The organism is Mucilaginibacter sp. SG538B (assembly GCF_013376065.1).
In the GTDB taxonomy this organism is placed as follows: Bacteria; Bacteroidota; Bacteroidia; order Sphingobacteriales; family Sphingobacteriaceae; genus Mucilaginibacter; species Mucilaginibacter rubeus.
This window is the reverse complement of record NZ_JABMJI010000001.1, coordinates 628,303-643,009: the sequence shown is the minus strand read 5'-3', so window position 1 is coordinate 643,009 and position 14,707 is coordinate 628,303. Positions and strand designations below refer to the sequence as shown.

Genomic DNA, 14,707 nt, shown 5'->3' with positions numbered 1-14,707 from the left:
TGCCCCTTCGGCACAAACAGATAACAAAATCGGCCGGGCTTAGTTTTTACCTGGCCAATCGTTCACGTGCTCGGCGCTTCCCAGTTTCAACTTGCGGGCCGAGATCACAAACTTCAAACTCATTGGAGTTGCGCCTGTAATGTCGATACCTTCAGAATACTTCACGATGTAGCCATCTTCAAAAGACAACTCTTTCATTTTAGCGTCTTCCTCAGATTTTTTGATCAGCAAAGTTCCGGCAATCGGTTTGTACTGGTTGTTAACCATTGATTCGATAATGGAGGTGTCTTCAGTCGACTCGATCTCGATATCGATAGTACCGCCGTAAATACCCGAGGACGGGCGTCCTTTTGAGTCTACATCGCGGTTTAATGCATAGGAGCAAGTGAGCACATCGTAGTCCTTGCCCGAAAAATTTAATCTTGCTTTGAAAGCCATAATGATAAATTTTAAGAGGTTAATAATTTAAAGTAGATGCTTTGCGCATTACTTTAATAACTACAATGTAATTAATTTATTGTTTTGAGAAAATATTAAATATTTATTTAAATAAGTTTTAACCCAAAAGAATATAATTTTTGAATCCACTTTTTACTGTACTCATTATCGAGGTTATAGAGATGCCCGATGGTACTGGTATGCACAGGCTTGATGCCGCGCTTTTCGAGGGTTAGTTTTTTTACTGCCAGATAGGTTGGCTTCATATCAACCTGCCAGTCCTGCCAGGCAGCTTCATCCAATATAGAAACCACACGTCCTGACCGGCCATTGAAATTAACCGACGAGCCGCTGATAAAAACCTGGTCGGGCATAAAAACGCGATCAAAAAAACCTTTAATTTTTGAGTTGATCGAATCTTTATAAACCGGGCAAAATATAACCACATGCGATGCCCATTTTATCGCGTTTACAGCTTGCACCAGGTCGGGTTCGGGCTCGTTATTGCTTAGCGTGAATTGCTTGTTGGGATTAAATTTAAGATCGGCGATGGCTATCTCTTTTACTACAGCTTCGGCGGCCTGGGCCCCGTCTTTATAGGCATTGATCAATGCCGCTGTTGTTGGTGTTTTATCTATATCTGCATTAATGATCAATAGCTGCCTCATCAATGCAAACATAAACCATATTTAACAATAAATAAAGTTAGGCCTTCGGTTAAATTAACCTAAAATGCACACAGCGCTGGTTTAACGGTTGAATCTCGCTTTTAAAACCCACCTCCTAACAGGAGGCACCTACGGAGCCAATATATTGTTTTGCACATATCCGATATCGCTCCAGTAGGTGCTTCCTTATTTTAAAAGGGATTCATTACCACTTCACAACGTTGTGTACCGCGATATTACTGCTGTTTATATTCGCTGTTCCACGTTGGGCTTGCATCCTCACCTTTTTGCCCGTCAAGCTTTACCACAAAGCTTTTAGCGGGAAAATATGGCGTGATATTAATATCAAGGTGAATGCGGTCCTTTTGCTGTTCATCGCGCTCAAACCTGATTATTTTGAAGCGTTCGATAAGCCTGTCGGGCCCCTGGATGTTATCCAAAAACTTCACAATTTGCGAGCGCAGGTCCTGCTCTGTTTTTGAAGTCCAGTTTTCAAAAGCGCGGCGGTTCAAAAAGTCGAATAATACTTTGGTGATATAATCAAATACCCTCACTACCGAATAGGTTTGCAAACCGATATTATCGCCGTTAAACAAAGTTTTGGCCGAGAATGCCATTACCTTGCCGTACTCATTCACCATAGGTACCAGGCCAATGCGCTCCAGGTGCGAGATCTCGCTCTTTTTAAGGTCAAAGCGTACACCATCCACCTCGTTAACCGCTCCATGTTTTTTACCGGCGGTAACCTGCGACATCAGCGTATAATACATTTTACCCGCCAATGCTGCCGAGCCCGGGATATATAAGTCATCCTCTTCACCCGCTTCGGCAACTTTGCCGCGGCCTACCAGCCAGTTACAAGTCATGATGGTGTTTGATTTAAAGGCATCGCCGCCGGTTAAATTGGCTGATGTAAACAGGTCTATCACATCATCCGGTTGTTCAAGATCCGCAAAATCGGTCACCAGCATTACTTTATTATCATAGGCTATTTTTGACCAGCGTTCAACTACTTTGTTTGAGCCAAGGTAGCCGGGCACAACCAGGATTGAATAATTTTGACGAAGATCCAGCCTGTCATAATTTTGCTTGAGTTCATTTGCAGCATATTCAATAAAGCGCGGATTATCAAGCTCTTTCAACTGATCGATCGTGGCATTCATTAATACCACATTCTTCAGCTTATCCTGTTCGGTGTTTTTATAAAACAAATGCACTGTGCGGTAAGCCTGTTCAAGCTCGCGGGTGCTTTCCAATACATTGAGTAAATTTTTGTTCAGGTTTTCTTCAACGCTTTGCAGTTTTTCGGCGCTTTTCTGAATAGTATCGCTAACCGATTCGCCGCTTTCCAAAGCTTCTATCCATTGATTAAGCTTCAGCTTAAGTTCTTCGCGCTCCCCTTTCTTCTCATCATCAGTTAAAAAGATCTGTTTACGGGCTTTGCGTTCGGGGTTCAGGTTTTGAAGGCCATCAATAGTAGCTTCCAGCAAATCAAAACCACCAACTTTTGATAGTTTATCTAAACTGGTTGATAGAGGTGCCGCGCCGCTTCTTTCTTTTATTTTAAGAGCCTGGTCTGTTGAATTTTCATTCAGGATCTGCTCGTTTGGTGTTGCCATGATCGTGTTGTTAAATGTTTAGGATTAGCTAATTATTGGTCAAGCTCGGTTACTATATTTTTTAACGCCTCAATAAAGGCCTGTTTGGTTTCGGCGCTATCAAGGGTTGACTTCAGCGTTTTGTTGGTTTTCAGCTGCTTCATGATATTGAGGTACATCTCGCGCTGAATATTAAGTTTATGCAGGTATTTACTTTGTTGTACCAGGTTTTTGGGGGCAAAATCGCCAAGATTGTTAAAGTGCAGCGTTTCGGTAACATTTGATCCGTTTTCTCTTTCAAGCTCAACACTTACTTTTGGCTTGTAATGAGCAAAAACCTCTTCAACATTTTTAAGTCCCTCAACCTTCTCAGGTCTCAGCGGCTCATTATCAGTTAATTTTTGAATAAACAAAGTTTTATTGGGAGCTATCTCACCAAATGCTTCTGAGGAACCAACTTTTGTTTCGTTTCCCCCTATTTCGTAATTAAACATAGCTTTATTTAATAAATGATAAGTATGAAAGTGTTTATGTTATAATGCAATAACTATAAAATTGTTTTTAACAGTATGTATTTCAGTTAAATTACTTAACTAATGCTCCACAATAATTCAGTATCATCACTTTTTTTATCTATGGCGATAGTATTTCCTTTTTTCAGTTCGCCCGAAATAATATAGCGTGATATTGGCCTGCGCAATTGGTTACGGATCACCGCCGATAGCTGCCGTGCACCATATTTGGGTGTAAAACCGCTTAAAGCCAGCATATTTTTGGCTTCGGCACTTAACTGCATGTTTATGCCCATTTTTTCAAGCGCCTGTATAAGGCTTTTGAGCTGGATCTCAAAGATGCGTACTACATTTTCTTCATGTATAGGTGCAAAGGGTACAATTTCTGATAACCGCGCCAAAAACTCCGGCCTGAACTTATTGGCCATCACTTCCATCAATTGGTTTGATGTAGGCATATGCCCCCGGCTAATTTGCTCAGATACCCACTCGCTGCCAATGTTTGAGGTAAATAGCACCAGCGCGTTTGAAAAATCGCCTTGCTTGCCCAGCCTGTCGTGCATATGCCCTTCATCCAGGATCTGTAAAAAGATATCAAATACCGATGGGTGTGCCTTTTCAATTTCATCAAACAGCACAACCGAATAAGGTTGCTGCCTTATTTTGTTTACGAGCAAGCCGCCCTCTTCATACCCCACATAGCCCGGCGGCGCGCCATACAGCAATGCGGCCGAATGCTCCTCCTTAAACTCCGACATATCAAAGCGGATCATCGCTTTTTCGTCATTAAATAAAAACTCGGCTATTGATTTGGCCAGCTCCGTTTTACCGGTGCCTGTTGGGCCAAGCAAAAAGAATGAGCCGATGGGCTGCCCTTTTTTGTTCAGTCCGCTCCGCGATTCGAGTATGGCATCAGAAACGGCTTTCAACGCCTGGTCCTGCCCAACAACCCGTTTTTTCAGGAAGCCTTCCATGCCTAAAAGCCTTTCTTTCTCTTGTGCCTGGATCTTGCCTAACGGAATGCCTGTTTTATAGGAGATAATAGCGGCAATATCATGTTTATCTACTACCTCGGTTTTATTTTGAGCCAATTCCTCAAGCCGGCTCAAATTGCGTTCAAAGTAAGCGATGTATTCATCAGGCGTTTCAAAAGTATCAACCTGGGTTTCATCTTCCAGCTGACCTAACAACACCGCGCTTATTTTATTGCGATACACGGTGTAAAGCCATTTGTACGCTCCGATCAAATCACCCGCATCATTCAGTGCTTTTAATTCGTTCAGTTCGGTGCGGAGTTCGGAAAGGGCAGTATCGGTGGTATCGTTCATTAAACGGATAGCAGCCATGGTACGGTCGAGCAGGTCGAAGGCAGAGTCGGGCAGGCGACGGTCTTTCATATACCGCTGCGCCAGTCTAACGCACTCTTCGGCAGTATTATCGTCTATCTTTAAGTTGTGGTGCTCCTCATATTGGGGCACCAGTTTTTTAAGCATTTTTATAGCTGTAGGCGTATCGGGCTCATTTACCTGCAGCACCTCAAACCGGCGGCTAAATGCCTGTTCGGGCTCAATCACTTTGCGGTATTCGTCGATAGTAGTGGCACCAATCACCGTTATTTCGCCCCGGGCAAGCTCCGGTTTCAGCAGGTTGCCAACACCGCCGCCTATCGGCCCTTTATTATCGAGCAGGGTATGGATCTCATCAATGAACAGGATCGCTTTTTCAAACTGCTTTATCTCGCGCAGGATGTTTTTTAACCTGTCTTCAATTTCTCCTTTGTAAGATGCCCCCGCGATCAATGAACCCAGATCAAGTTCAAAAAGCTGTACATTCTTAAGCGATGCCGGTACCTGTCCGTTTACAATGCTAAGCGCGAACCCGTCAACCAGGGCTGTTTTGCCAACGCCCGCGTCGCCGGTGATCATTACATTGGGCTTGGTGCGCCGGCTCAGGATCTCCATCACCATCCGTGTTTCGCGCTCCCGGCCTATGATAGGATCTACCTTACCCTGTTTGGCCAGGCTTGTGCGGTCTACACAGTATTTGAGTAATGCTGTTGTTTGTTTGGGTGCATCGCTGCCGTTTGTGGCCTGCGCAGAGGGATTTACCGCATGGTTAACATCCTCATTACTCAAATAAATATCCAGTAACTCGCGTTCTTTTACCGGGAAGGATTTTAGCTGGTTAGCATCAAAACCCACATTGGGCTTTATTAACGCAATCAACACACAAACGGGCGTAATCAAATCCTGGCCTAATTTTATGCGCACATTATCGGCTTCTTCAAATACCTGCTTGACCTGGCTGTTACCTAACATTTCGTCGGGCACGGTTAACGCAGCCGAATAATCTTCAATGCGCACTTCGGCCCAATCGCTTATGTAAGCCGTGTCCTTCCCGATGGATTGAAGCAGGCTCTTCAACCCCACTTCCTGGTGCATCAAGCCTTTTAAAAGGTGGGCCGGACCGAATTCCTTATGGTGATATTCTTTGGCTAATGACTGCGCTACCCGCACCGCCGTTTTCACCGACTCGCTTAAATTAACTATATTCATATGCTATTGCAGGTTAGCCTGGGTTATATAATAATAGGTTTTGCCGTTTGACGTAAAGTGTTGGTTGGTAATAGCAGCCTGTTTAATAACATCACTGCTATGGATCAAATAGTGGATATATGCCTCAAATTGCGCCTGCGGCATATCATCGTTATGTTTAAGATCATTCACCTTTTTATTATAGAAATCTTTTTTGCCGGGTAAGGGCAAACTGGTAACCCGCAGAAAATAATCGGCCAGGGTCATGTCTTTAATATCACCGCCAGATAAGTTAAGTCCTAAATGCTTGGCAGCGATATCAACGTAGTTATCAACCAATTTTGAGCGATAATCGGACGCGTCCCGCTGCAGGTTTTCGCCTATCATGAGCGACAGCAGATCTGTCAGCTGCTTATAATCCTGCTCGTTCAATATCAGCAGATATTGCAGCTGCCCCTTGCTTTCGTTTACCAGGTTCCTGGGTGCTTCGGCGCTGAGGTAATATTTGAAAGCGTTATGCGGCATATTGTTTCCCAAATCGGTTGATGGCTGCCCCTGCTGCTGCATAACCAGCGGCTGTACATAACGGTTTTCGCGCCCGGTAAGCCTGAATGCGCTGTCGAGCGTATGGATCTGGTTACGGATATCATAATCGGTTTCGCGCATCAGGCGTTCAACTGCCAAACTCATGGCCTGGTTTGATTTTACTACTCTCTTGGGCGGAAATACCACAGCGCCCTGGATCAGGCTCTTTTTGGGATAATCGAGGTAGAAAGAAACCGAATCGGACAGTGATGTATTGAATTGCTGCACGTTGGTAAGGCCTTCTCCATTCACCATGCGCTGTTTTTTATAATCGGCCAGCTTTACCGCAGATTGTGATACAATTTGTCTTGCCTGGATTACGAAATCATTGTAGATAGGGTTATAATCGCTAAATACCTGGATAGCTAACAAGCGGGCGTTGGCGGCCGCTATCTGACTGGCCACCGTATTAACCCCTACCGAATTACGATCTAAAGCACCGGTGGCACCAATCAGGATGACCAGGTTGGTTTCGTCCGGATGATTGCCAAACAGGCTTAACCCCGTGCGGATGCCGTCAAAAACAGGTTGGGAACTTATCACCGGGGCGCAGTTACCTGTTACTGTTGACTGCGATTCGAGGTATTTTACCAGGTTACGATAATCGGCACTGAGCGGGGTTGACTGGATGCCCCCGGTTTGACAACCGGACGGGTTACGGTAAACTACAGCCCCATATCTAACCTGGTTACCCCTGGCATGCGCATCAAAAATATCTTCAAATGATTGAATAGTGCTTGTAATACCTGAAAAATAATTGCGCATAGGGCTACCGCCATCAACCACAAACACAATGTTAACGTGGTGAACATTGTTACGGATCTTGAGATAATCCTTATATGCTAAATGCCCGCCTTTGATATTGAGCACACTGTTATGGCTTTTATCATAAACATCGGTTGCGAAGCCGAGGCTAAGATTACCCGAAGCAGATGAGCTTACAGGCATGCTCAATAACAAGGGAGCATTATCGGCCAGTAAGGGGTCAAAAGCAAAATAGCCCGTACCTCCCTTGCTATTATTGGTTTTCAGGGAACTGTTGATATACTTCGCAATAGAATCATTGATCAACGGCTGATTTTCCCTTGCCGACCCGATATATAACCTATCGCCCCAGCTATGAACGGCGTCGGCGGCTATCCAGCCATAAACACTGCCAGCTGCATTATCGGCAATTAACTGCGGATCGGACCCTACCAATACTTTTTTCCCGTCGTCAGATTTTTTGTATACATAAACCACATTGTGCAGCGCCACTTTGGTTTTTTTCTGGCTTTGATCGGGACCGGCAAAAATGTATGCCGAATCAGTTTTGTCATAATAATAATCGGGCATAGTAAGCGGACCGGCACCACTTATAATGGTGATATATTTTTCGGGATAACCATTTGTGCTGGTAAAAGCCGACTGCCAGGGCAACACCTTTGAAATGCTGATCCATCCGTAACTTTGCGAGCCTTTTTTATTGGTAAGCTTTTTACCTTGTACCATGCCGGCCTGGTACTTAATTAGTTTTATAAACCCGTTTTTTTGTTCACTTACATAAAAAGGCTCCATGAAACTTATTTTTTTCATTACCAGCGTTCCGCCCGGCGAGGTATATGTATAATTTTCGGCCCTGTCCGAAAACACGATCCACGGCAAGGAAGTACGGTCGTCGGTATTGTAAATGCTGGTACGCTCATCAGGTTTTTCAAAAGCTTTGGGTAACGTTACCACCGTTTTGCCAAGCGATACCGGCGATTGCGCCCGGGCCGCAATTACTATACAGGTTAAAAAAATGAAGCTTAATATATTTTTCATGTTGGTTGATGCAAATAGGTTTTAAAATGGATTTATCTGGGCCTCTTTTCGGGGGCGGCAGTGGTTGCATGCTGCCTTACCGAAAGCATGCTTGAACAGTTTGATTTTGGCTTTAGGGTAACTTGTGCTTCGTCAACACTGATGCCACCTCCAAAAGTTAACCGCATACAGTAGGAGTAAAAGTCAGTCCGTTTGCTCTCACCGTTATCTTCAAGATTTACGGTAACTTTCTCGTCTCCGCAGAAATATCTCCTAACCAGGTAATAATAATGGCGGTTAAAATCACGGCCGTTGGCTATGGCCTGCAGGTGTGCCCTGATATCATCGATTACACGACGCTCGCTTTCACCTGGGTTTACGATCTGGTTGGCAAATGTTGAATCGGGGTTCGTAATACGCATGCGGTGATAGACCGGGCGCCTGCTTTTATCCGTGCTCAGTTTGATGAAATAGGTACCGGGGTTGTGAAAGGTGTAGAGTGCAGTTGGTCCTTTAACATCCACCCGGCCGGTTTCCCCAAACGACCATTCAAAAATCCGGGCATTACCCTGCGCCTCAAGCCTTACCTGTTCATTTACAATCCCTTGTGTGGGGCCGTTAATTGTAATCAGGGTATCGGCAGCTATGGTTGGGGTACTATCTTTTACGCTAACCGGGAATTGCTGCGTTAAATTGCCGTCAACGGTAAGCCGTATGATATAGTCGCCTGTTTTTTTAAAGTGGTAGCTCCCGTTTTGCTGAGTTGATTTATCGCCATTGCCAAACTCCCAAAGCCAGTTTTTTGCATTAGCCGTATTATCCGAGTAAACCAGGTGCTCGTCCAGGGCTATCTCATCCTTCAGGATACGGGCGTTGATCACTCTCTTTTCAAACAATGAACTCCGCAGCAGGAAAATGATACCGGCAATAACAACTACACCAGTAAAAATGTATAGAAAGGTGTAGGTGTTCCGGTTAGTATCGACGGGCCTCCCGTCGTTGTAATCGTTTTTCATTTTGCTTAGGTTATATATGGTAGATGTATGATGATGCTTACCGGGCCATGCTCATGTTTTGCTGCAATTGCCGCTGTGCAATGTGGCAGTCATCAACCGATCCTTTTATGTTCCTGATATCGTTATAATTGCCCGTTAGTTCGCGCTTATCATAAAAAAGTGCCTGCAACAGTTTTGAAGCGTGGATAAAGCATTTATACCGCGCATCATATGGGCGGCGGTTGTAATATGACTTTATGGCACCTATTGAACCGCTGATATCATTCTCCAAAAAAACGGCCTGCACGTTGGGGTTAAACTTTACTATTTTATGATACGTTGTATCAACGGTTGGTAACGCTTCGGTAACAAGGCTTTCAAACTGCTCTTCTTCGTTTACTTTTTTAGCAAACTCGCTTTTTGATACTAACCCTTCGTTGCCATAATTATAAAATATAGCCACGCACAATATCACCGACGTTACTAAAAACATCCCCATGAAAAACAAGAATTTTTCTCTCCGTTCTTTTAAACTAAATTTTAACATATGGCTTATTAATGCGGATAGTGATGGTTTAGCTGGTTAATAGCCGATTTATTTACCCGGCTGCACGACTCTAACTGTGAGCGAAGGCTTTCAATCTGGAAACGTGTGGTAAAAAGCGAATCTTTGATACTGGCAATGGTTTCAATATCGTTGCTGAGCTTTTTATACAACTCAAAACTTTTAAGCGGGTAAGGGTTACTTTGCAGCCGCTCCCGGATATGCTGATTGCTCTCCTGGATATCATTAAGCAGTACCGTTTGGTTATTAAGCTCCTGCGAATTCATTTTTGCATACTGCGAGAGTTGCTGCATGCGCAGGAGGATCAATTCAAAGCTGTTATTGATATCGGTACGGAGCGCTATCAGCTGATCTGTTTTTTTAACGCGGGCATTTAATAATTCAAGCTCACGGCCCGAGGTTGCAAAAAAGAAGTAAACGATAATGATGGCAAAACCCAGTAATGTAATAAGGTACATCATGAATTTGCGATAAGCCCGGTTTAGGTCGCTATTGTTTACAGGTTTCATCTAATATTATAGTATCGGTTCGGTTTATTTACAGCTAAAAAAGCTGCATTTATAATATTTAGCTCATATTTATTAATTAACCAATAGTGTAATAATTATCAAAAAATCAATACTTTATCAACTATTTGTAACCAATAAAACATATCTACAACTATTTTTGAAAATAAATGTTTATAAAAAGTTAAAATTTAACACAGACGCAATCCAATAATATCATTTATGCTAAACCCGCTTTATTCAAAACCGCTCCGCTTTAGCCATATCAATAATGGCCAGGACCTTGATAAACAAGACCTTGGCGCGTCTATATCGCAATACATCGAACTCATTATTTTTACCCGTTTTGGCGAGCACCGTTACAACCCCGAATTTGGCTGCGAGATTTGGGATATGGATTTTGAACTCATTATGAGTGAGACTATTTGGGAAGAAAAGCTGAGGCAATCGTTATTGCGCTCTATCAGCAAATTTGAAAATAGGATTTATGATATTGATATCAGCGTGAACATTACCGAGATCAACAAATTTTACCCCTTGCGCAACGTGAGCGAGATAAAAAAGAAAGTAGATATAACCATTAAAGGCAAACTGAACAAAACCGGCGAAACATATTTGTTCAAAACTGCATTATTCCTAAGCCCGCTATCAGCATAAACCTATGAGCACTATATTTTATAACTCAAAAGAAGAGATCAGGAACCGCATGCTGAAGAACGCTACCGAGTTTTGGGGCGTTCAAAACGTAAATGATGTTGATCCGCTGGTAAAGCTTTTGATTGAAGCCCTGAGCACCGAATTGTTTAATTTAAACAACGATGTTAAAAACCTGGAGCATCGCATCCTGAACAAAATATCCAGGATCCTGGCCTCCGACTATTTAACGGCTCCCCTTCCCGCCCATGCCATATTAAAAGGTAGACCCATCGAGGCTTCAGAAGTATTGAACATCGGCAACCATTTTTATTTCCGGAAACAGTTGGCAGCGGAGGTTGGCAAAACCAGCCCGGAACAACTGGACATTTATTTTACACCTGCTGGTGCTAACTCTGTATTTAATGCAGAAATAAAATACAGCTTCAACGGGGGCAGGCTGCAGGAACATATTGAAAATGGGCAGAAGAATACATTGCTAAACGTCCGCACTGGTGCTTTTGGCGAACCTAACACCCTTTGGATAGGCATTGAAACAGCAGTAGCATTGAATACTTTTAAAAATGCAGGAATCTATTTCGACTGGCCTGTTTACATCAGCAATACCGATTTTTACAGCCTGCTCCAGGTAACTAAATTTTATCTGGATGGTTCACAGCTTGATACTGAACCTGGCCTCATTTACGCTGATGAACAAGCCGACGATCAGAAACCTGTTTTTTATGATCAGCATATCATTAACCTTATAACGCGGGACATAAGGAGCTATTACAACAATCATTTTATTTCGCTCACCGATGAGCGGCTAAGTAATATTACCGCCTTCAAAGCAAACTATCCGGTTGAGTTGCTGTCGTTTTTTAACGAGCAGGATCTGAAAACGCTTAAACCCTGCTTGTGGTTCAAAATCGTATTCCCGGCGGCAATCCCGGCAAATGCCATTGATGAACTACAGTTACATTTAAACTGTTTCCCGGTAATGAGCAGGCGGCTTCACCAACAGAAATTCAGGATCAAGGAGATCAGCGATATCATCCCAATAAAACCAGGCGCTTATGATCATTTTTTATCGATCCATGAGCTGCATGACGACAATGACGTTCGGTATAACGAGATCCCGTATAGTCAGGCCGGTATTAATTATGAGGGCAGTTACTCCATCAGGAATGGCGGCGCCGAGCGTTTTGATGCACGTAACGCCAGGCAAACTATCGAATACCTGTTTGAGCTGCTTCGCGACGAAAAAGCGGCCTTTGCCGCATACGGAAGCGACTTTTTAACAACGGCCCTAAAAACACTGGAGCAGAATATCTCCGTTATCGAAAAAAAGTCCAAAAGCTCAAAAGATAATCATGAACTGGTAAATTACCTGGTACTAAAACCGGCAAACAAAGCGGCCATGTTATACCTCAGTTTTTGGACAACACTTGCCGATAATGCCAACAATATCCGCAAAGGGTCAAAGCTGCAACAGGCGGAAACCATTAAACTTAAGCCGGATAGTTTAAGGCTCCTTACCACGACCACCGGCGGCCGGAACAGCCTTGGGGCTTCCGAGCGGATCCAGGCTTATAAATATGGCCTCACCACTAAAGACCGCATAGTTACCCTTGCCGATCTAACAAGTTTCTGCAGATATGAGCTTGGAACAAAAATCAAAAACATCCGCGTAAGCAAAGGAGTAAGTATCTCAGCCAATCCCAGAGAAGGTTTTATTAAAACAACCGATATTTATATAACCCCGGCCGATCATGAACTTTCGGCACAGGAATGGGCCACGCTGCTTGAGCTGCTAAAATCAAAGCTGCAAAGCCGGAGTGTAATGGATGTTAATTATAGGGTGTTTGCGGAGTAAGATATACATATTGTACCGTCATCGCCCTTGTGTTCTTTTGTTATTAGGTGACTGGGCCTGCAAATCGCGCAGAATCACGGCCTGCATTATTTTGTCCCGCTTGCCCACCCTGCCCTATCGCGACATCGTAAATAACGCATAAAGCGGGATAATTTTAAAATATCCCGTTTTATGCGTTTTATAGAAAATCTTACAACGCTTTCTCTTTCGGCACAAAATCATTCATCACCGCCTCGCGGATCAATGCCGGCGGCAGGATCCCTTGCGACAGGATGAAATCATGGAAATGCAAAGCGTTGAATTTGTTGCCTAATGCAGCCTCGGTATCTTTGCGCAGGGCAATCATTTTGGTAAAACCATAAAAATAGCTATTGGCCTGGCCGGGAGCGTTAATGGTATAACGCTCAACTTCCTGGCGGGCAAAGGCACGCGATTGTACTACATCGTTCATCAATACATCAAGCGCCTGTTGCTGGGTTATCTTACCAGCCTGCAATTCAGGATCAAGGAAGGCGCGCGCGGCCCTGAGCAAGCGATAATCTAACGAAACCAACTGTCCTTCTAAAGGCATGTAAGGGCGGGTAATGTATTCGGAATATAAGCCCCAGCCTTCCACATTGGTGGAGTTAAAGGCGTACAGGGCGCGTGCCTGTGATACCCCTTCTTCCACCATTTTATCAAACTGTAATTCGTGCCCCGGCCTTGCTTCATGGGCTATGATGGTCCACGAGGCGGCATCAAAAGTAAAGTCATCGTACTTGTCTGTAGCTTTTTCGCCGGGTGATGCGGGCATGTTTAATGGCAGTACAAATACGCCACGCTGGCCGGTATTATTCAGAAACGGCGGTGGCACCATGTGTGGGGCCGGGCTCTGCGCAGTCTCGGCGGCCGTAGCTAAACGGATAATAGCCGGGCGGTTTGGCAGCGTTACCAGTTGATGATCGCGAATGATGCCTTCAATATCTTTTAAATGCTGCTCGTACAGCGGAATAATAGAATCTCCGTGGATCTGCTCTTTTTTAAGTTCACGAATTACAGCCCGATAGTCACCTGAGGGCAGGCCACGTTTTTTGGCTATCTGCCCGGCAATAGGCTTCATCTCGTCCTGGATCTGATTGAACAGGGCATGTGCCATTTCAGCTACTTTCGCAGGGGGAATATCTATACCATAAGCTTCGAGGTTCATAGCATACTCTTCGGGTGGGAGCCTGAAATCTGTACGGGCTTTCACCAGTACGTTTGCTTTTACCCATTTGTCATAATCTTCCAGCTGTTTTTTCAGGGTGGCATAAGGTTGTTCCCATCCGGTCACCTTGTATTTGGTACAAAGCTCGGCGATGCCGCTCACGATACTCGCATTGCGCGACAGATCGGTTTCCATGCGTTGCTTTGACGGATAGATCATGTTTTTGCCGCCCATCTGGTGCTGCAGGCGTTCCCTGTAAATGGTTGTCAATGGTTTATAACCTTTTTCCAGTCCTGCATATTTACGGATACGCATTACCGCTGCCTGGCGACGGGCTTCGGGGGTTTGATCGTCAAGCAGTGTTTCCAGTCCGCTGTAAATGGTTGAGGACGCATTCAAAAAAGGGACCTGGCGGCTCAACTCAAAGTCCTGCTGGCGAAAACCCAGTTTGAGGTGGGTTATAATGATATTGATATCCTGTTGAATAAAAGTATTTTTTTCAGTCTTAAGGGCTTCGGTAAGTTTAGCGACAACGGCCTCTTCATCCTTGCGTTCGGCCATGATGTTTTGGAGGGTTGGTATAGCTATGTCACTGTCATACTCGGCCAGGCCTTGTGATGATCCGTATTCGGGCGAGTATTTTTTATCCAGATCAATAATGATTTTGGTATACTCATTTGATTTGGCTACCCATGCTTTTGTTTCGGCTGATTGCTGCGCCCGGGCATTAATGCCGATACCAGTCAATAGCACTAACAAACCGGTGCTTTTAAGTAGATTTTTGTTCATGGTCAATTTAAATTATGAATGGCAAGTTACTTAATTTGAC

The 14,707-nt window shown here is 44.2% G+C and carries 12 protein-coding genes; 2 read left to right on the top strand and 10 right to left on the bottom strand.

Translation table 11 applies throughout. The features are described from left to right. Positions 1 to 39: 39 nt before the first annotated feature. The 9 genes from tssD to FHW88_RS02555 all read right to left on the bottom strand — a co-directional run bounded on the left by tssD (position 40) and on the right by FHW88_RS02555 (position 10,186). Positions 40 to 438 carry a type VI secretion system tube protein TssD gene (tssD, locus tag FHW88_RS02595; RefSeq protein ID WP_090531688.1) on the bottom strand — a complete coding sequence of 133 codons (399 nt, stop codon included), beginning with the start codon at positions 436 to 438 and terminating at the stop codon, positions 40 to 42. Between the two features lie 107 nt (positions 439 to 545). Then, a complete protein-coding gene (locus FHW88_RS02590) occupies positions 546 to 1,118 on the bottom strand; it encodes an NAD(P)H-dependent oxidoreductase (RefSeq protein ID WP_090531690.1) in 573 nt (190 codons plus the stop codon). A gap of 224 nt (positions 1,119 to 1,342) precedes the next feature. Beyond that, positions 1,343 to 2,725 carry a DUF5458 family protein gene (locus FHW88_RS02585; RefSeq protein ID WP_176622928.1) on the bottom strand — a complete coding sequence of 461 codons (1,383 nt, stop codon included), beginning with the start codon at positions 2,723 to 2,725 and terminating at the stop codon, positions 1,343 to 1,345. A gap of 32 nt (positions 2,726 to 2,757) precedes the next feature. Next, the gene (locus FHW88_RS02580; RefSeq protein WP_176622926.1) at positions 2,758 to 3,198 is read right to left on the bottom strand and encodes a type VI secretion system contractile sheath small subunit; all 441 of its coding nucleotides are present in this window, start codon (positions 3,196 to 3,198) and stop codon (positions 2,758 to 2,760) included. A gap of 95 nt (positions 3,199 to 3,293) precedes the next feature. Then, entirely contained in the window at positions 3,294 to 5,771 is a 2,478-nt protein-coding gene (locus FHW88_RS02575; protein ID WP_176622924.1) for an ATP-dependent Clp protease ATP-binding subunit, read from the bottom strand. Between the two features lie 3 nt (positions 5,772 to 5,774). Beyond that, on the bottom strand, positions 5,775 to 8,138 hold the full coding sequence (tssR, locus tag FHW88_RS02570) for a type VI secretion system protein TssR (protein ID WP_176622922.1): 2,364 nt from the start codon (positions 8,136 to 8,138) through the stop codon (positions 5,775 to 5,777). Positions 8,139 to 8,170: 32 nt separating this feature from the next. Beyond that, entirely contained in the window at positions 8,171 to 9,133 is a 963-nt protein-coding gene (locus tag FHW88_RS02565; RefSeq protein ID WP_176622920.1) for a PKD domain-containing protein, read from the bottom strand. 37 nt (positions 9,134 to 9,170) lie between these two features. After that, entirely contained in the window at positions 9,171 to 9,659 is a 489-nt protein-coding gene (locus FHW88_RS02560) for a type VI secretion system transmembrane protein TssO (protein WP_143020843.1), read from the bottom strand. A gap of 8 nt (positions 9,660 to 9,667) precedes the next feature. Beyond that, entirely contained in the window at positions 9,668 to 10,186 is a 519-nt protein-coding gene (locus tag FHW88_RS02555; protein ID WP_091172388.1) for a type VI secretion system TssO, read from the bottom strand. A gap of 219 nt (positions 10,187 to 10,405) precedes the next feature. Between FHW88_RS02555 and FHW88_RS02550 the strand changes: the two genes are divergently transcribed. Together FHW88_RS02550 and FHW88_RS02545 are read left to right on the top strand one after the other, a co-directional pair. Then, positions 10,406 to 10,840 carry a GPW/gp25 family protein gene (locus tag FHW88_RS02550; RefSeq protein WP_091172390.1) on the top strand — a complete coding sequence of 145 codons (435 nt, stop codon included), beginning with the start codon at positions 10,406 to 10,408 and terminating at the stop codon, positions 10,838 to 10,840. A gap of 4 nt (positions 10,841 to 10,844) precedes the next feature. Continuing rightward, a complete protein-coding gene (locus FHW88_RS02545; RefSeq protein WP_176622918.1) occupies positions 10,845 to 12,692 on the top strand; it encodes a type VI secretion system baseplate subunit TssF in 1,848 nt (615 codons plus the stop codon). 190 nt (positions 12,693 to 12,882) lie between these two features. On the opposite strand, the gene FHW88_RS02540 is transcribed toward FHW88_RS02545, so the two are convergent. Next, on the bottom strand, positions 12,883 to 14,667 hold the full coding sequence (locus tag FHW88_RS02540) for a DUF885 domain-containing protein (RefSeq protein WP_176622916.1): 1,785 nt from the start codon (positions 14,665 to 14,667) through the stop codon (positions 12,883 to 12,885). Between the last annotated feature and the right edge of the window lie 40 nt (positions 14,668 to 14,707).